Below are 17,548 nucleotides of genomic sequence, written 5' to 3'. Positions count from 1 at the left end.
GCCTTTGCTTTCTTGCAAGAACATATTTCTGCAAGGGTGATGTTCAGCTCAGGTCGTGCAGGTCTTTTCCGGGGGGAGGTGTCAGACGAAACGTCGAGAATACGACTTCTAGCCCCGCCCGTTCGGGTGTGCAGGCCATCGGTCCCACAAGGTAGGAGTTTGCTTTAGGAAACGCCGCCAGCCGCATGAGGGGCCAGGATTTGCCGTCGGCCGAAACTTGCAGACGAAGGACACCGTTGGCGATGGTCGCGCGGACCCAGAAGTCGCTGGCATTATGCTCATAGGGTGCTGTCGCCCAGTCTGATTGCCCGTTTGTCAGCACGCTCGCGAGCATAGCGCGGCCATCTGACAATTCGATTCCGGCTTTGACCCAATGATGCGCGTCGAGGCGCACCATGATGCCCGCCTGATCATAGAGCGCCCGGAAATCGCCCTGAACACGCAAATCTGCGGTGAATGCTTCGCCTGTCGGAAAGCCCAGGAAATGTCCGCTATCGCGATTGAAGCCGTAATGGGTTTCGCGCCAGAAATCCGTGGCCTTGTCCGTGAGGATCCGCAGGTCATCACCCTTTGCCGCCCATCGCTGCGGTTCATTTAGCCACACACCGTCACTTCTGCGGAGAATCATGACTAACCTCTGTCGCGGATGCCTGCCGGTTCGGTCCGTGAGTCGGACGAGCACGGCATCGTGCATTGAGATGAAAAGGCAATGTAGCCGAGATTGCTTCGCTTCGCTCGCAAGGACGAGCAACAGCTTCGCCGCCGCCCCATCCTGACACCATACGCGCGAAGCTGACTTCGAAAAATACGAAGCATTACAGGAGCTTGGCTACTGTGCATGGGGTTGTTTTCGCAGTTTTTGTTTTGGAGGCGCAGGTCGCGCGGTCGCGTTCAGCCCTTCGGGCCGCGCAGCTGCGCCGTCAGCTTCTCCATCGCTTCCGCCGTATCGCGCCACTGCGACAGCCAGCTGCGCGGAAAGCGGAAGGTGAGGTCGGCGCCGCCGACGCGGCGTTCGGCGAGGCACATGCCGGGCGTCGCACCATCGCGCGTGCAGCGCGCGGTCAGCGCGGGACTTGCGGCAGAATAGAGATCCTCGGTGCCGTAAGGCGTGTCAGCGCGGAATATCCGCATCGTCAGCCCATCCTGAGGCATTGCCGCGGCCTGGTCGAGATAGCGTGGATAAATCGTGGCGGTGCGCTGCTCGGGCGAGAGCGCATCGCGATGTGCGGCGATCGACAGGAAGATGCGGTCGATCGGCTGCATCGCCGCATCCACGCTATCGGCGGTGACGTGCTTCGGCGCGCCCGGCGGCTCCAGCGAAGGGTACAGGAAGTCGAGATCGATCCGCTCCTGTGGCCCGGAGTGGCGCTGGATCTTCATGCGGATCGCGTTGGTCGGCAGGTTGAACAGCGTGCCGCCGACGCTCACCGGCAGCTTGTCCGGGGCGTTCGCGCCGCTCGGCCCCCAGGTCGGCCACAACAAATAGGCGACGAGCGCGACGGCGCACACCGCGGCAATGCCGCCGAGCACGATCGGGACGACGTGGGCCCGGGTGCGCACCCGGGGAGATTGAGGGGAAATTGCCGAAAACACCGTCATGAGCCGCGCGAATGAGCCGGAAGTCGGCCGATGGCCGACGAATCAGCGGCGAATATGCCACGTGGTGGCGATTTCGCGGAGCGTTGGCCGGCTGCAGGGAAGGGAGAGAGGCCTGCGTGGAACGGCTGGCGGCGTTAACCTTCCCTTAAGGATAATGTAGCGTTAACCGGCACTCTTTGTCACAGGAAGGTACCTCGCGTTGCGTAAGGGCGGACTGTTCCGATGACACCTGAAGCTCTCAACACATTCTTCTCGATCGGCATTGGTTTCGCGCTCGCGGGAGCGCTCGTGAGCGGATACCAGACGGTCGCACAGCGGCCGGCCGGCTTCGGTCTGTTGCAGGACGGCGTGGCGCCGAAGACCTTCGCGGCGGTTCCGTTCCTGGTGTTCGCGGCGCCTTTCATCATCATGCGCAATACTCTGCGCGGCAGGCAGGTGGAGAGCCGCCGCGTCGAATTCGTGATGATGGCGACCGTCATCGCCGGCTTCTGGAGCATGATGAGCGGCACCTTCTTCCTGATGACGCTCCGCGCGGCCGGCGTTCTGGTCTGATGCGCGCCGCTGTAGGGCTGCCTGCGCGGCGGCCCTTTGCGTCAAGGCCGCCGTTTCGCTATGGCTGGGGTTGACGCGACAGGAGACCCTCATGGCGATCTACGAGCTCGACGGGCAGGCGCCCGACCTTCCCGCCGACGGCAACTACTTCATCGCGGAGACCGCTACCGTGATCGGCCGCGTGCGCCTGAAGCCGGGCGCGAGCGTCTGGTTCGGCGCGGTGCTGCGCGGCGACAATGAGTGGATCGAGATCGGCGAGGGCGCCAACGTGCAGGACGGCTCGACCTGCCACACCGATCTCGGTTTTCCGCTTCAGATCGGCAGGAACTGTACGGTCGGGCATAACGTCATCCTGCACGGCTGCACCATCGAGGAGGGCGCACTCGTCGGCATGGGCTCAATCGTGATGAACGGCGCCAGGATCGGGCGCAACAGCATCGTCGGCGCCGGCTCCGTCATCACCGAGGGCAAGGAGTTTCCCGAACGGTCCCTGATCATCGGCTCGCCGGCGCGGGTGATCCGCACGCTCGACGATGCTCAGGTGCAGAAGATGGGGAGTGCTGCGAAGTTCTACGTCGCCAATGGACCGCGCTTCACAAAGGGCCTCAAGCGGATCGGGTGAACTCAGCTTCCTTCGGACTCGCGCGCTTCTATTGCGCTTGCGACCTTCTCGTGCCCCGCGGACCATAGGGCATGCTCATCGCTACCGTCCTGGTACGGATTGGCTTCCGCCGGAATGTTTTTACGCGCCGCGCGTTCGCCTTCTGCAAAAGCATCGCGATCGTTCATCGTGACTGCGCCTTTCTGTTTGCGGAGCAGAAGATCAGCTTGCGCGTGATCGTGCCCGCCTTCCCGGTTTCAAGCTGATGCGACGGCATTTGTTCCGGAACCGGTCCTTGCTGCGGCGGTTGATCGGCGAAGGAGAATTTCAATGGCCAGATTGCCTATAGCCCGTTCAATCAAGACCGTGATCGTGATCTTCGCCCTTGTTCCGGTGCCGGCCGCATCGTTCGCGCAAGCCACCGGCGGCTCCACAGGATCGGCCGGAGGTGTCGCCAATTCTCCGGCTCCCGCGCCAGGCACCAACAGTCTGGGGACCGCCCAATCGTCCGGTGCGAATGCACCCGGCGTCACCACTGGGACCGGCGCAGGTGGGTCCACCGACGCCGCCGTCAACGCCGAGAACCGGCTGCTCGACAAGAAGCTCAAGAGCATCTGCCGCGGCTGCTGACGCTCGCGGGGAAGTGAGACAGTGAGGCTGTCAGGAACGCCTCAAGCCGATTAGCTTGGTCCTGCTTTGGAGCGTGGAGGGTATCCACGCAGAGGATCGAGTGATGATACGGAAGATGATGTTGACGGCGCTGGCTGTGGTGGCGGTTGGGTCGTCGATGCCGCAGGCGGCACAAGCGGGCGGTCACGGCGGCTGGGGTCATGGCGGCGGTGGCTGGGGCCGTGGTGGCGGCTGGGGTCATGGCGGCCACTGGCATGGCAGTGGCTTCTGGCCAGGCGTCGCCATCGGTGCCGGTATCGCCGGCGCAGGTTACTACGGCGGGTATTACGGCTACGGCCAACCGTATTACGGCAATCCATATTACTATGGTACCCGATACGATGATGGCGGTTATGGCGGCTGCTACGTTGTGCGGAAGCGCGTCATGACGCCAGCGGGCTGGCGCATCCGCCCCGTGGATGTCTGCGAATAGGCGGCGGTACCCGTCAAAAAACAAGGCCGTTGACGCAATATACCGTCAACGACCTTGCCAGCCCCGGACATTGAAATCGGCTCACGCCATCCGGTAACGGCGAGCATCGCTTGGAATCACACGGGCGAATGTGATCCAGTTCACAAGTCCAAAAATTTAAGGGTGGCGGCGCCGGCTGCTCAGCCGCGCGAGCGCTTGCGTGCACTGGCATGGACACGATGCCGTGCAGGTTTCCTGCGGGTAACTGAGGGAGTCTCCGCCTCGCTCGCCCGGGCGCTGGCAAAGGATTGCCGCAGGCCATCGATGGACTCGTTGAGTATCGTGACCTGCTCGGACAGACGCTTGGTGTCGGCCTGCTGGAATGCGAGCAAGCGCTTCACACTCTGGAGCTGGTCTTGCACGACCTGGAGCTGGTCAATCGATTCCTGCTGGGTTGCCTCCAGCCCCTTGGTCTTCTCGACCAGCTGCTCGGATGCCTGTGCGGTGCGAGCCTGCAGCTGCCGCGACGCCACCACCCGGTCGGTCTCAGGGGCCGCACCGGTATAGGCACGCCAGATCGCGATCGAGGTCACCCCCGCGATCAGGAGCAGGAGCGCGGCGGCGGTCAGCGCGATAGGCTGGGCGCCAAGGCGAAAGAGGGGATGGGACCGTGTGTCCTCTGCGAGATCGATCATCGCTGACAAAACCCAAATTGAAACTTGGTGAGTGGCGAAGACCGGCAACCTGAGGTTACCGGGGCGTCCCGAAAGCGTTACGTGTCGGCAAGGAATGGGACCAAAAAGAGGCTAAGAGCAAAAAAACCAACAATCAGGATGCCTTAGGGCATCCGTGCCCCCGTCAGAGGCAGAGATCAGGGCTGAAACAGCGAAAACGGACCGGAATGGGTCTTCGAGCGCGGCGCCGCGTAGGGCCCGAGCCGGGAGGTCTTCAGTCCCAGTCGCACCAGTGATTCTGCCAAGGTCACCGCGGCGGCGACGCCGTCGATCACGGGCAGGCTGTGCGTGGCGGCGAGTTCATTGGCGAGATCGGCCATGCCGGCGCAACCGAGCACGATGGCCTCTGCGCGATCGTCGCGGATCGCGGCCGTGATTTCCGTAGAGATTTTTGCGAGCGCATCGGTGTTGCGCTCCTCGAGCGCGAGCACCGGCACCTCGGCGGCGCGGACGCGCGCGCAGCGTTCGGCGAGGCCGTATTTCCGCAAATTATGCTCGATCGGCACGATGGAGACACCGAGCGTCGTCACCACGGCGAAGCGCGCGGCAATCAGGCTCGCCATGTGGAAGCCGGCCTCGCCAATGCCGATCACTGGTGCCCTTGCCGCAGCGCGCGCGGCGTCGAGGCCGGTGTCGTCGAAGCAGGCGATGACATGCGCATCCGCGCCGTCGCGGTCGGCCTCGCGGATGCAGCCGAGCATGCCCGGCACCGCGAACGCCTCGTCGTAAAATCCCTCGATCGAGACCGGGCCCATCGTGGGCTGGCGCGCATCGATCACGGTGTCGGGCAGGGCGACCGCGCGCGCGGCAGCGGCGATCTTCACCGTCATGGACGCAGTGGTGTTGGGATTGACGACGTGAAGCCGCATCGGATCAGACAAGCCCCTTCTCAGACAAGCCCTTTGCCGGCGTCCGAGCCTTTGGCCGCCTGTCGCTTGTTGAGCATGTGGATGGTGCCAAGCGCAAGCGCGATCACCGTGAACGAGACGGCCGAGATCACGGTGCCGAGCGCATAGATGTCGGGGTTCGTCACGGTGGTGGTGAGTCCCTGGAGATCGAGAGGCAGCGTGTTCACCGCCCCGATCGCCTGGCTGGAACGCGCGAGTTCGTCCCAGGACAGTGTGAAGCCGAACAGTCCAATGCCGATCACGGAGGGCAGGATGATCGGCAGCACGACATGACGGAACGCCTGCCACGGTGTCGCACCGAGATCGCGCGCGGCTTCCTCGAGCCTGGGATCGAAGCGATTGAAGATCGCGAACATGATGAGAAGGCCGAACGGCAGCGTCCAGGTCAGATGTGCACCGAGGCCCGAGGTGAGCAGACCCATCGAGGTCTCGAAATTCTCGTTCCAATGCGCCTTGATCAGATCGTCGATGATGCGGAATTCAAGCGAGATGCCGAGCGAGGTGATGATCGAGGGCACGATGAGGCTCGCGATCGCGGAGTAGAACAGGATGCTTTGCGCCTTGAACTTGCGGCGAAACGCCATGCCCGCTGCGACCGACAGCACGACGGTGACGATCATCACGATGATGCCAAGCAGCAGCGAACGGCGGAAGGCGGCGCCGAGATCGACGATGCCGGTGCCCTGGAACAATTTTGCGATCCAGAAAGTCGATACACCGTTCATCGGGAAGGTGAGGCCGCCCTGCGGTCCCTGGAACGACAGCACATAGATCGCGATCATCGGGCCGTAGAGGAACAGCGTGTAGGCCGCGAAGAAGATCGCGAGCACGTAGAAAGAGCGCGGGCGTCCTTCCTTCATGCTCTAGAGCTCCTTCTTGATGTCGACGATACGCGACATCATGGTGATGATCAGGAACGTGATGACGAGCAGGATCACGGCATTGGCCGCTGCTGCCGGGAATTGCAGCGCATTCACCCGCGTCTCGATGATCTTGCCGGCGGCCGCGATCTGCTGCCCGCCCATCACGCCGATGGTGATGAAGTCGCCCATCACGATGGTGATGACGAAGATCGAGCCGATCACGATGCCGGGTTTTGCCAGGGGAATGATGACGTTGACGAGCGTCTGGAAACCGGTCGCCCCGGCGTCATAGGCGGCCTCGATGAGCGATTTGTCGATGCGAACCATTGAGTTGAAGATCGGCACCACCATGAAGAAGGTGAAGAGGTGCACCAGCGCCAGCACCACGGAGAATTCGGAGAACAGCAGCCATTCAACGGGATGGTTGATCAGCCCCGTCTTCACCAAGCCTGAGTTGACAAGGCCATTGCGCCCGAGCAGCGGAATCCAGGCGATCATGCGGATCACGTTGGAGGTCCAGAACGGGATCGTGCAGAGCAGCGACAGTCCCATCTGCCAAGTTTTCGACTTGACGTGAAAGGCGAGGAAGTAGGCGACCCAGAAGCCGATGAAGAGTGTGATGACCCACACGATGAAACAAAGCTTCAGCGTCTTCAGATAAGTCTTGGCGATCGTGCAGAGATCGGGGAGCTGCGCGATGCAGCCCTCGAACGTGTCGGTGTAGCCGCGGCCCGAGAAGGCCGGCAGCAACTGGTATTCGTTGTAGTCCCAGAACGAGACGATGACGACGAAGACGAGCGGGATCAGGAAGAAGGCGAGGAACACCAGCATCATCGGCCCGGCCTGGAGCCAGGAGATGAAGGAGGGTGACAGCCGCGCCGCTTTGCTGCGGCGCGCCGTCTCCGATCCCCGGACCAGGTCCGGAGATGCCTGTTGCAAAATGTCCTCCGACGTGTCCATCAGATTACGCCGCGATGAACTCGTTCCACTTGCGGACCATGTAGTCGTTCTCGTCCATCACGGCGTTCCAGCACGCGACGCCGCCCATGCGGTCCTCGTAGGAGCCGCCGTCGCGCACGGCGCCAGCCTTCTCGAGCAGCGAGCCGTCGGGCGCCTTGATGTCCTTCTCGGCCGCCTTGCCTTCCATCCAATAGGCCCACTCGTAAGGCTCCATATGCGCCTTCGCGGTGGAGAGCACGGCCGAGTAGTAGCCCTGGCGGTTGAGATAGGCGCCGGCATAGCCGGACAGGAACCAGTTGACGAACTCATAGGCCCATTCGAGCTTCGCACCCGAGACGCCCTTGGAGACGCAGAAGCCGGAGGCCCAGGAGCGATAGCCTTCCTTGAGCGGCTGGAAGGTGCAGGCAATCCCCATCGAGCGGACCTTCGTCACCGCCGGCGACCACATCGACTGGATCACGGTCTCGCCCGAGGCCATCAGGTTGACGCTCTCGTTGAAGTCTTTCCAGAAGGCGCGGAACTGGCCCGCCTTCTTGGCCTCGGTCATCACCTTCATGGTGAGATCGATCTCTTCCTTGGTCATGTTGCCCTTGTCGGCATATTTGTACTTGCCGGTGGCTTCCACGACCATCGCGGCATCCATGATGCCGATCGAGGGGATGTTGAGGATCGAGGCCTTGCCCTTGAACTCGGGGTTGAGCAGCTCGGCCCACGAGCTGATCGGACGCTTGATGATATCGGGGCGAATGCCGAGCGTGTCGGCGTTGTAGACGGTCGGGATCAGCGTGACGAACTCGGTGGCAGACGTCGCGAACTTCTTGGAGTCCTTGCCTTCGAGATAGAGCACCTTCCAGGGTGCGGTGCCCTGGCCGCCGATCTTCTTGCCGCCGGGCGTGACGCCCTTGGTGAAGACCGGCGTGATGTTGTCGAATTCCTTGATCTTCCTCGCGTCGAGGGCAAGGATGTTGCCCGACGGCACGATCTTCTTTAGCGCGAAATATTCGGTGTCCAGCACGTCGAAGGAATTCGGCTGGGTCATCACGCGCTTGGTGACGTCGTCGGTGGTCGCGGTGATATATTCGATCTTGATGCCGGTGTCCTTCAGGCACTGCTTGGAGATCTCGTCACCCTCGTTCACTGCGGTGCCGAGATAGCGCAGCACCTTCGGCTCGGCCGACATTACATAGGGAAAGCCTGTGATGGCGCCGGAGCCCGCGGCAAGTCCGGCGAGACCCGCGGTGCTCTTCAGTACCGTGCGGCGGCTAAGGCCCTTCTTCCTGGTCGTTTCGGTCATATCACTCACTCCTCTGTTGCGCATTCCGGTGATTGATCGGCGCTATTGCAGACGTTGCGCCTTGGCGGGATCCCAGATGGCCAGCACGCGATCGCCCGGCCGGAACTGGTGGACGTCGAAGGCGGCCTCGGGAAGGTGGGAAAACAGGGCGGTCCCGTCGTCGAGCGTGAGCGAGACGGCGATGTAGGAGCCTTGGTACTCGGTCTGGGTCAGTAGCGCGGGCGCGCCGAAGGCGCCGTCAGTGAACGGCGCGATGCCGAGCTGATCGGCGCGCACGGCGATGAGTTTGCCTGCGTCGCTGAGGACGTTGTGACCGCCGATGAAGCGCGCCACGAATTCGGTGCGGGGGTGATGGAAGATGTCGCGGGCGCTTCCCTGCTGTTCGATCCTGCCCTGGTTCATCACCACGATGTGGTCGGCCAGCGCCATCGCCTCTTCCTGGCCGTGCGTGACCTGAACGAAGCTGATGCCGAGCTCGCGCTGCAGCCGCTTCAATTCGCCCCGCATCTTCACCCGCAGGAACGGATCGAGCGCCGAGAGCGGCTCGTCGAGCAACAGGATCTGCGGCTCCGTGATCAGCGCGCGGGCGAGCGCGACGCGCTGCTGCTGGCCGCCGGACAGCTGTGCGGGGAGGCGGGCCGCATAGGGCGTCATCGCCACCAGCTCGAGCAACTCGCCGGCGCGCTTGTGCCGCGTCGCCCGGTCGATGCCGCGCATTTTCAGGGCAAACGCCACGTTGTCGAGCACGGTGAGGTGCGGAAACAGCGCGTAGGACTGGAACATCATCGCCGTGCCGCGCTTGGCGGGTTCGAGATCCGTGACGTTCTGCGGACCCAGGATGATGTCGCCTTCGCTGACGGCCTCGTGGCCGGCGATCATGCGCAAGGTCGAGGTCTTGCCGCAGCCGGAGGGGCCGAGCAGGCAACAATAAGTGCCGGCCGGGATTTTCAGATTGACGGTGTCGACCGCCAGCGTCGTGTCGTAGCGCTTGGTGACGGCGACCAGTTCGAGGGCGGCGGGAGTGGCCATGGCGTGTCCGGGGCGAGGGCGATGCTGCGCCTCTCTCCGCAAGGTCCATGCCAATCGCGCTTGAATCGTTCTCGGCCGGCCGAATTCCAAAACAGTGCAGCGGAGTCAGATCGTTAGATCGAATCCCACGGGCTTGGGCGGTTCGCTGCCTTCGCAGTTGCGTGCACACAAAACAGGCGCGGATTGTATAAAGTTTCGCCTGTGATTGGATACAGCTGGTCGATTAGGATTCAACGCCCTCGTCGACGATCGAGTCCTCACCCCCATGGCCGTCAAGTCCCGACCGAACTCCGACGCGCCAGATGCGAGCGATCGCGTCAGCCGCATCCGGGAAGGTGTGACTGCGGCGATCCTCGAGCATCGCCTGTTGCCCGGCACGAAACTCGGCGAGGACGAGATCGGCGAGATCTACGGAGCAAGCCGAACGCTGGTTCGCACCGCGCTGCAACAGCTCGCGCACGAGGGCATCGTCAACATCGAGAAGAACCGCGGCGCCTTCGTCGCGCGGCCGACGCCTGCGGACGCCCGCGAAGTGTTCGAGGCGCGCCGCCTGATCGAGCCGACAATCGTCGATCACGCCGTTGACGCGGTGTCGCCGGCCTGGATCGGGCGTCTCCAGCGGCATCTTGCCGAGGAGCGCGAGGCGGAGCTGCGTGGCGATGCGCGTGCTTCGGTCCGCCTCTCCGGCGACTTCCATCGACTCGTCGCCGAGATGAGTGGCCACAGCATCTATCTTGGTTTTCTCAAGGAGCTGATCGCGCGGTCCTCGCTGATCATCCTGCTCTACCGCCGGCACGACACGCCGGCCTGCGGCACCGATCATCACGCCGGAATCGTCTCCGCGATCCGCAAATGCGACAGGGAGGCCGCGCGCGCGCAGATGTTGTCGCATCTGAACGAGATCGAGGCCGAGCTGTTTCTGAAGGATCCCGCCGCTGACGAGTTGCGACTCGCGGACGTGCTCGGGGTCTGAGCTCAACGAGGCGCGTCCGCACCCGGCTGGGCGCGACGGCGGCTATTGCGGCTCTAATCCGAGAGTCTTGATCGACTCGAGCCAGATCGGCCCTTCCTTTTCGTAGAGCGCAATCGAGGATGCGCGATCCATGGCCGGCTGGTCGACGCCGAAGGCATCGAGCAGCTTCTGCACGCGCTCCGTCTTGCCGCCTTCGACCATCAACTTGGCGAGCATGTCGATCCGGTCTGCCGGCATCGCAGCGGGCGCCACCAGCGCGGTAAAACTGATGAGCTGGAAGACATTGCCCGTGACCCCTTGCTCGGCAAATGTCTTGGTTTCGGGCAGCTTCTTCATGCGCACTGGTGTCGGCACGGCAATCGGGCGGCCGATGCCGGTATCGAGCACCGGTAGCGCAGCCTGATAGCTGCCGACGGCCGCCTGGATCACCCCCGCGGCCAGATCCTGCCACATCGGCGCTTCGCCGCGGTAATGCACGATGGAAATGTCGAGACCGAATTGCCGGTTGAGCTCGGCGATCGCAATATGTGCGAACGAGCCGATGCCGTACGAGCCGGCCGTGACCTTGTTGCCACGTGCGTACGCGACGAACTCTTCGATCGTCTTTGCATTGGTGGCGGAATGGACCACCAGCGGCAGATGCCCCGAAGGCGTCATCGCGACGATCGTGAAATCCTTGTCCGGATCATAGGCCAGCGATTTCAACAACAGCCGGTTACCGAGCAAGGTGGACGAGATCGTGTACATCAGCGTGTAGCCGTCGGCCGGGGAATCCTTCACCGACTGTGCCGCCAGCGCACCGCTGGCTCCGGTTTTGTTTTCGACAATGACCGGCTGGCCAAGCTTCTGCGAGATATAGTCGCCATAGGCGCGGGCGAAGGCATCGGTGATGCCGCCTGCCGGCGTGGAGACGACGATCCTGATTGCCCGGGTCGGCCAGGCTTCGGCCAAAGCCGTTTCAGAAGCGGCCATCGTCAGGCATGCCATCGCGGCAGCCCAAATTCTCGCGGATGTCCGCACTTCGGCCTCCCCTTTTCCCTGTGTCATTGGGCAGCAGGCAGCCGCCGCAACGAGGTGTCACGAAGGGGGGTCAAGAAATCAAAATATCGTTTCACTGTGTGAAATGATCATCGCCGACCTGCAGGAGAACCCGGCGCAGCAAGCTTGGCACCGAGCGCCTCGGCAAGTGCGGAAGCGACTTTCTTCATCGGCGGTACGAAGCGCCGCACACCGTCCTCCAGACCGACCGCCTCGCGAAGCATCATCACGTTCATGCTGCCGAACAGGCGATTCCGCAAAACGACGGGTACGCCGATCGCCCACACTGCGCCCCCGAAGACGCGGCGGCTGTAGGTCTCGTCCATGACTGCGAACCCCGCGCTACGGATCGTGCGCAGCACTTTGGCAAGTCTGCCGGGATTGCGCGCCAGATCGTTCCAGGGCTCCGGACCAAGGGCCAGCCGTGCGGCAATGCGCTCCTGCTCGGCGGGTTCGCAGAAGGCGAGATAGGCGCGTCCCATCGAGGTGCCGAGGACGGGAAAGCGAAAACCCGGCGGGCGGCTGAACAGCAGCGATCCATCGACGCGCGTCGTGTGGGCGATGACCATGGACTCCTGATCGAGCACCGCGATGTCTGACGGCCAATGGATCTGCTTGCGGAATTTGTTCAGGATGGGTTCGGCGATGCCGCCAATCCAGGTCGGCTCATCATAGCCTGCGCTGAGCAGCAGCGCCCGTCCCGTCGGCGCGTAGCTGGCCGGCTCGGTACGACGTACCACATAACCTTCATGTTCCAGCGTCTCGAGCATGCGGACGATCGTTGACTTGTTCAGCCCCGTCGCCTTGTGCAGCGAGCCGACGGTCGACTGCCGTTCCTGATTGATCACCCGAAGGACTTCGAGGCCCCTGGACAACGCGATGACGGGACGGAACGACGTCATGCCAACTCCTTGTGATTGCCTGTGCCGCTAGCCGATGAAGCAACGGCCGGAGGGACAGGGCAGCGCGCTCGACGCCATCGCCACCGATTGCGGGAAGGTTGGCATGAGTCAAGCTCGCTGACGCGTTCATCTCGGTTTCGAGAAGGGCGGGATTCGCAGTCAACTCGATCGCTTGCTGTGCCCAGCGGCAATTTAGTTCCTGTGGTCAAGCTGGATTGTGCGCTCCCAGCCTCGTGTGGACGGTAGGGCGCTGCGACGTCACGTGACTATTCCTCGCGAGCCACACCGGCTATAGGATGGCGCTCTGTCATCGAACTGTCATGTTACCGTAAATGCTGAAGTCAGACGCAACGCCGGTTCGCAAGGCTCCGAGCGCGCGGGATGGAAATCCTGTTGCAAGGGAAAACAAGAGAACGCAAGTTGTTGCTGGCTTCTTCAGGCAGCGTGAGCCGGCCGAACTCGTCGCGGAACCTGTGATCGATCAGACGCCATTGCAAGACGCGGAACCGGCAACGGAACCACTGCGGTCGAGCGCTGCCGCGCATGGTGCCGGTGAGATCGAGCTCAAGCTTTTCGTCGATGCCGATCGCATGGCGCATTTCAAGGCCGCGCCTGTGATCGCGATGAACGCGCGCAACAAGGGCGCGCGCAAACATCTCAAGTCCGTCTATTACGACACGCCGGAGCGGACGTTGCGTCGCCACGGCTTGAGCTTGCGCGTTCGTCAGAGCGGCGCGCGCTTCGTGCAGACCGTGAAGACCGATGCGGTGGACGATCCGCTCCGCCGTGGTGAGTGGGAGATGAGGGTACCGTCGCTTGCGCCCGATCTCGGTTTGGCAATGCCGTTCATTCCCGAGAAGCTTCGCGGCAACCTGGAAGCGCAGCCGCTCGAATCGGTCTTCACTGCCGATGTCCATCGCCATGCGCGGCCGATCGAACTGCCGTCAGGCACGGTCGAGATCGCCTTCGACCAGGGTGAGTTGACGGCCGGCGACCGTTCACTGCCGGTGAGCGAGATCGAGCTGGAGCTCAAGAGCGGCAGCGCGAGCGCGGTCTACGAGATCGCGCTGCGGCTCGCGGAGCACGGCGACGTAAAGCCGTCCATTCGCTCCAAATCGGCACGCGGCTTCGATCTTGCCGCCGACAAGCCACCCTCGGCGCGGCGTCCGCGAAAACTTCGTCTCGATCCGTCGGTGACATTGGACGAGGCGTTCGCGACAATCCTGCGTTCCTGCTTCCTCCATTTGCTTCAGTCGCTGCCGGCGGCCGAGGATGGCCGCAATCGGGAAGGAATCCATCAGCTGCGCGTCTCGCTGCGCCGGCTTCGATCGGCGTTGGATCTGATGGGGTCGGTCGGCGCGCTCAGCAATCTCGATGCGCTGCGGTTGGAAGCCAGATGGCTGGCGCAAGAGCTCTCCGCTGCGCGCGACTGGGATGTGTTCCGGCTCGATACCTTGCCGAAGATCGCAACAGCCTGTCCGTCGGTCGCGGGCTTCGATGCACTGGGCCTGGCTGCGGCCGGGCGCCAGTCCGACGCCTATCGCAAGGCGCATGGCGCCCTCGAAGATCGCCGCTGCGCCATGTTCCTGCTCGGCCTCGGCAACTGGATCGAGGCGCGCGGCTGGCGCAACGACGTCGCCACCGAGGATCTCGGCCAGCTCGCCGAACCCGCGGCCGACTTCGCGGCACGCATCCTATCGGCGCAATACGCCAAGGTGCTCAAGCGCGGCCGCCGCTTCAAGTCGCTTTCCGCCGAACAGTTGCACCGCCTGCGGCTCGCGACCAAGCGGCTGCGCTATCTCAGCGAGTTTCTGCTGCCGCTGTTCGCAGACCGCAAATCCACGCGAAAATTCTCGCGAAGGCTCGCCGGCTTGCAGGAGCAGCTTGGCGCCGTCAACGACATGGCGGTTACGGCATCATTGCTGGACGGGCTTGATGCCGAGCCCGACGGCACCATCGCCGCGGCGGCGATCGCAGGCTGGCAGGCGCGCGCGTCGATCGGGGTGCAACCCGTCCTGCAAAGCACATGGCGCGATTTCACCGTCGCGCGCGTGCCCTGGTCGCGGCAGGCGCCGCAGAACTAAGCGAAGTACACCCTAAAAAAGTTGCGGCCAGCCATTGGGGGATGGCTGGCCGCGCGCGAACCGGTCTGGGACGGGGAGGGGTGGGGATGTGACCGGGTCGCGTATCTCTTTCGTTTGTCTCTACTGATCCCTTGCGCTGGCGGTGGAGATCGCCGGCTTGGTGTCGCCGAGCGAGACCCAGACATTGGGATCGCTCTGCGACTGGCGCTTGACGAAGCGGTAGCCGGTCTCCGTCCAGGCAACGACGTTCTCGTTCTGATTGTCGAGAACGAACTCGCCCTTGTCGGTCTTCACCGTCAGCACCGCGTGTCCTTCGCCCTTCTTGTCGCGCACGACGGTGATGAGCAGGGCCTCGCGCGGCCATCCGGCATCGATCAGCATCTTGCGCTTCAATAGCACGTAGTCCTCGCAGTCGCCGTAACCGTCCGACGGCAGCGACCACTTTTCGATCACGCCCCAGTGCTCCTGGTCGGTCAAAGGCTTGACGGTCTCGTTGACCCAGCGATTGACCTTGACGAGGTCGCGCCATGCAGCCTGCGACATCACGATGTCACGCGGTTGCGTCGGTGCGCCCTGGCACTGAGCGGCATTGTCCGCACAGAACTCGACCCAGCCGATCGGCGCACGCGTGGTGTCGCCGAGGCTTGCGTAGAGCAGACGGCCTTCGCCGGCCTGCGCTGCCGCGCTCATTCCGAAGAGCATGGCGGCGAGCGCCAATCCCTTCCCCTGTCCCCTGAAATGAAACATTGCGGCCCCCGTTTCTTGTTGGGACCACATTGCGCAGGCAGCTTTTGAGTTGCCGCTAAGTCAGTCAAGTCAAGTCGAGACGAATGCAAGTAAAACACGCGGCGAATTCGATCTATACTTGAGTCAAATTTGAATAAAATTCGATATGACTGCAATTGATTCAAATTTTATGGATTAACGCGGAAACGCTAGCGGAACCGTTGTTTGCAGGCTCCCGCAGCCTCCGCGTTAACCCGCGCGAGCCTCGACGCCACTCATGAAAAAGGCGGCGTCCGCATCGCGGAGGCCGCCTTCAGTACTGGAAATGCAGTGGTTTTGGTGCCTTCGCGCTTTACCGCGCGGTAACGCTCTCTTCGAGAGTTTCAATTGGCTGCGAATGCATGAACTCGAGCGCGAAGCCATCTTCGAGGTTTCGGACCACGCGGCCCTGCACCCGGCCGAGCAAAACCGTCGATTTCAGCGGGGGGCGGTTCTCCGCGGCGATGGCGGCGCCCGACAGCGAGAGGTCGATGATGCGGCAGGTCATCTTGGTGCCGTCCTCGAGCGTCAGCACCGCGATCGGATTGCGCGGCACGATACGATCGTGGCGGCGGTCTTCCGGCAGATTGAGGATGTCGCGGTTGGCGAGCCAGGTCAGCTGTGCCGCAAGCTTGTCGCGCTTTCGCGGCGTGGCACCGACCGTCATGGCGAAGCCATTGTCGATGATGCGGGTGATCTTGCCCTCGACGCGCCCGATATGGTCGAGATAGGCGACCACGCGGTCGCCGACATTGCCGATGCCGGGGGCCAGCAGTGCCAGCCCGCCCGGCGACATGTTGATCACCTGGCAGGGGAATTCACGGCGGTCCGGCAGCATGTAGCGGCCGAGCAGGTGAACCTTCACCCGCTGGAAACGCCGACGTTCCTCGGCGGCCGGAAGAAATTTTTTGTGCGCCAACGCCATTTTCACAACCCGACCCCCCGCCTGGCGGAGTCCGGGACGACCCTAAGGTGCACAGGGTTAATGCCGCGTTAGGATCGGGCGCGGCGATGACGAACAGACACAATGCGTTCGAAAAGCCACATCAGGGGCGGGCAGGCCAGCACTGTCAGCGCGCCGAGGTCAAGCGCGACCGCGGCCGTGCCGGCCGATTTGGCGAGCCGGCCCGCCACCGCCGGTCCCAGCATCATCGCGGCATAGAAGAGAGTGTAGAACACGCCCATCCCGATCGCCCTGGTTTCCCGCACGAGCACGCGGGCGGTCAGGCTCATGATCGGCCCGGCCGGATGGCCGCCGATCAGGCCGATCAGGACGAGGATCGTGATCACGGCGTCGGACCGGGTCAGCCAGGCCAGCAGCCCGGCCACCACCAGGCTGGCCACGATAGCCAGCACGAACGGCCGCTTGAAGCGATCGGCGAGATAACCGCCTGCCGGCACCGAGATCACCGACAGCCACATCACGAGGCTGATCGCCGATCCCGCCGCGGCAATGCTCCAGCCGCGCTCGGCGAGCAGCGAGGGGCCGAACGAGAAGATCATGGCGAAGCCGACATTATAGAGGCCCCAGATCGCGCCCGCGACGATCACCGCCAGAAGCGCGAGCGGATCAAGCCGCCCGGAGCCGGCCGCGCTGGCGGTTGCTCCCGGCGGTGCTTGGTAGAACGTGATCAGCACAATGCCGATCGCGGTGAGCGCGCCGGCCACGAGGAACACGGCGCCCGCGCCATAGGCCGTGCCGATCGCCGGCAGCACCAGCAGCGAGATCGCAACGCCGGCCGGCCAGGAGTTGACGAAGATCGCCATCGCGGTAGCGATCTCCTTTCCCGCAAACCAGTCGGTGCCCATCTTGGTGAGCTGCACGGTCAGCAGCACGCCGCCGGCGCCGGAGGCGAGCCGGCCCGCCATCTGCCAGCCCCAGACGTCGGTGGTGGCCATGACGAGACTGCCCGCCGTCATCAGCAGCAGCGCCACGATCGTGGTGGGCTTGTCGCCAAGCGTCCGGCCAATCGCGCCGCCCGGCAGCGCCAGCACGATGCCCGGTGTGAAATAGAGTCCGATCAGGATGCCGATATCGGCGAGCCCGACGCCGAAGCTCTGCTGCAGCAGCGGCGCGACCGCGGCCACGCTCTGGAACTGGAATGCGATGGTGAGGCGAACGACGAACAGGATCGCAAGTATGCCCCAGCGATTGCGCAACGCTT

At 63.4% G+C, this 17,548-nt stretch carries 20 protein-coding genes; 6 read left to right on the top strand and 14 right to left on the bottom strand.

Annotated features, from left to right (window positions below):
- Nucleotides 1-43: 43 nt before the first annotated feature.
- Nucleotides 44-628 carry a DUF1349 domain-containing protein gene (locus IVB19_RS23180; protein WP_247361963.1) on the bottom strand — a complete coding sequence of 195 codons (585 nt, stop codon included), beginning with the start codon at nt 626-628 and terminating at the stop codon, nt 44-46.
- A gap of 263 nt (nt 629-891) precedes the next feature.
- A complete protein-coding gene (locus IVB19_RS23175) occupies nt 892-1,599 on the bottom strand; it encodes a hypothetical protein (protein ID WP_085351113.1) in 708 nt (235 codons plus the stop codon).
- A gap of 222 nt (nt 1,600-1,821) precedes the next feature.
- On the opposite strand from IVB19_RS23175, the gene IVB19_RS23170 reads away from it, so the two are divergent.
- Together IVB19_RS23170 and IVB19_RS23165 are read left to right on the top strand one after the other, a co-directional pair.
- A complete protein-coding gene (locus IVB19_RS23170; RefSeq protein ID WP_007602553.1) occupies nt 1,822-2,151 on the top strand; it encodes a DUF6949 family protein in 330 nt (109 codons plus the stop codon).
- Nucleotides 2,152-2,242: 91 nt separating this feature from the next.
- Nucleotides 2,243-2,773 carry a gamma carbonic anhydrase family protein gene (locus tag IVB19_RS23165; RefSeq protein WP_018455332.1) on the top strand — a complete coding sequence of 177 codons (531 nt, stop codon included), beginning with the start codon at nt 2,243-2,245 and terminating at the stop codon, nt 2,771-2,773.
- Nucleotides 2,774-2,775: 2 nt separating this feature from the next.
- On the opposite strand, the gene IVB19_RS40730 is transcribed toward IVB19_RS23165, so the two are convergent.
- Nucleotides 2,776-2,940 (bottom strand): ribosome modulation factor, encoded by a 165-nt coding sequence (locus IVB19_RS40730; protein ID WP_247371639.1) that lies wholly within the window; start codon nt 2,938-2,940, stop codon nt 2,776-2,778.
- A gap of 142 nt (nt 2,941-3,082) precedes the next feature.
- On the opposite strand from IVB19_RS40730, the gene IVB19_RS23155 reads away from it, so the two are divergent.
- On the top strand, nt 3,083-3,382 hold the full coding sequence (locus IVB19_RS23155) for a hypothetical protein (protein ID WP_247335619.1): 300 nt from the start codon (nt 3,083-3,085) through the stop codon (nt 3,380-3,382).
- A 103-nt stretch (nt 3,383-3,485) separates the two neighbouring features.
- Nucleotides 3,486-3,854, top strand: coding sequence for a hypothetical protein (locus tag IVB19_RS23150; RefSeq protein WP_247335622.1), 369 nt, complete (start codon nt 3,486-3,488; stop codon nt 3,852-3,854).
- 179 nt (nt 3,855-4,033) lie between these two features.
- Here the strand turns inward: IVB19_RS23150 and IVB19_RS23145 are convergent, their stop codons facing one another.
- The 6 genes from IVB19_RS23145 to IVB19_RS23120 form a co-directional block, all read right to left on the bottom strand.
- Nucleotides 4,034-4,528: a hypothetical protein gene (locus IVB19_RS23145; protein ID WP_018455336.1), complete on the bottom strand. Its 495-nt coding sequence runs from the start codon at nt 4,526-4,528 to the stop codon at nt 4,034-4,036.
- 176 nt (nt 4,529-4,704) lie between these two features.
- Nucleotides 4,705-5,436 carry an aspartate/glutamate racemase family protein gene (locus IVB19_RS23140; protein WP_247364642.1) on the bottom strand — a complete coding sequence of 244 codons (732 nt, stop codon included), beginning with the start codon at nt 5,434-5,436 and terminating at the stop codon, nt 4,705-4,707.
- A gap of 20 nt (nt 5,437-5,456) precedes the next feature.
- Nucleotides 5,457-6,335 carry an ABC transporter permease gene (locus tag IVB19_RS23135; RefSeq protein WP_085396140.1) on the bottom strand — a complete coding sequence of 293 codons (879 nt, stop codon included), beginning with the start codon at nt 6,333-6,335 and terminating at the stop codon, nt 5,457-5,459.
- A gap of 3 nt (nt 6,336-6,338) precedes the next feature.
- Nucleotides 6,339-7,298: an ABC transporter permease gene (locus tag IVB19_RS23130; RefSeq protein WP_018455339.1), complete on the bottom strand. Its 960-nt coding sequence runs from the start codon at nt 7,296-7,298 to the stop codon at nt 6,339-6,341.
- Nucleotides 7,299-7,302: 4 nt separating this feature from the next.
- Nucleotides 7,303-8,592 (bottom strand): ABC transporter substrate-binding protein, encoded by a 1,290-nt coding sequence (locus IVB19_RS23125; protein ID WP_247819890.1) that lies wholly within the window; start codon nt 8,590-8,592, stop codon nt 7,303-7,305.
- 42 nt (nt 8,593-8,634) lie between these two features.
- A complete protein-coding gene (locus IVB19_RS23120; RefSeq protein WP_085396144.1) occupies nt 8,635-9,621 on the bottom strand; it encodes an ABC transporter ATP-binding protein in 987 nt (328 codons plus the stop codon).
- A 265-nt stretch (nt 9,622-9,886) separates the two neighbouring features.
- Here IVB19_RS23120 and IVB19_RS23115 point away from each other — a divergent pair, with 265 nt between their 5' ends.
- Nucleotides 9,887-10,594, top strand: coding sequence for a GntR family transcriptional regulator (locus IVB19_RS23115; RefSeq protein WP_085396146.1), 708 nt, complete (start codon nt 9,887-9,889; stop codon nt 10,592-10,594).
- Nucleotides 10,595-10,636: 42 nt separating this feature from the next.
- Here the strand turns inward: IVB19_RS23115 and IVB19_RS23110 are convergent, their stop codons facing one another.
- Nucleotides 10,637-11,566, bottom strand: a complete 930-nt coding sequence (locus IVB19_RS23110) for a Bug family tripartite tricarboxylate transporter substrate binding protein (RefSeq protein ID WP_247299768.1) — start codon at nt 11,564-11,566, stop codon at nt 10,637-10,639.
- 155 nt (nt 11,567-11,721) lie between these two features.
- Nucleotides 11,722-12,534 (bottom strand): helix-turn-helix domain-containing protein, encoded by an 813-nt coding sequence (locus IVB19_RS23105; protein ID WP_018455343.1) that lies wholly within the window; start codon nt 12,532-12,534, stop codon nt 11,722-11,724.
- 332 nt (nt 12,535-12,866) lie between these two features.
- On the opposite strand from IVB19_RS23105, the gene IVB19_RS23100 reads away from it, so the two are divergent.
- A complete protein-coding gene (locus tag IVB19_RS23100) occupies nt 12,867-14,618 on the top strand; it encodes a CYTH and CHAD domain-containing protein (RefSeq protein WP_247335649.1) in 1,752 nt (583 codons plus the stop codon).
- A 120-nt stretch (nt 14,619-14,738) separates the two neighbouring features.
- Here IVB19_RS23100 and IVB19_RS23095 read toward each other — a convergent pair whose 3' ends face one another.
- From IVB19_RS23095 to IVB19_RS23085, 3 genes are all read right to left on the bottom strand, one after another.
- Nucleotides 14,739-15,365 (bottom strand): transglutaminase-like cysteine peptidase, encoded by a 627-nt coding sequence (locus IVB19_RS23095; protein WP_247335651.1) that lies wholly within the window; start codon nt 15,363-15,365, stop codon nt 14,739-14,741.
- A gap of 331 nt (nt 15,366-15,696) precedes the next feature.
- Nucleotides 15,697-16,308 carry a PilZ domain-containing protein gene (locus tag IVB19_RS23090; protein ID WP_007602573.1) on the bottom strand — a complete coding sequence of 204 codons (612 nt, stop codon included), beginning with the start codon at nt 16,306-16,308 and terminating at the stop codon, nt 15,697-15,699.
- Between the two features lie 68 nt (nt 16,309-16,376).
- A complete protein-coding gene (locus IVB19_RS23085) occupies nt 16,377-17,543 on the bottom strand; it encodes an MFS transporter (protein WP_247377286.1) in 1,167 nt (388 codons plus the stop codon).
- Nucleotides 17,544-17,548 lie beyond the last annotated feature (5 nt).

Origin of the sequence: Bradyrhizobium sp. 187 (assembly GCF_023101005.1) — a bacterium.
GTDB lineage: Bacteria > Pseudomonadota > Alphaproteobacteria > Rhizobiales > Xanthobacteraceae > Bradyrhizobium > Bradyrhizobium canariense_D.
Note: the sequence above shows the minus strand (reverse complement) of the source record. Positions and strands in the feature narration are given on the sequence as shown.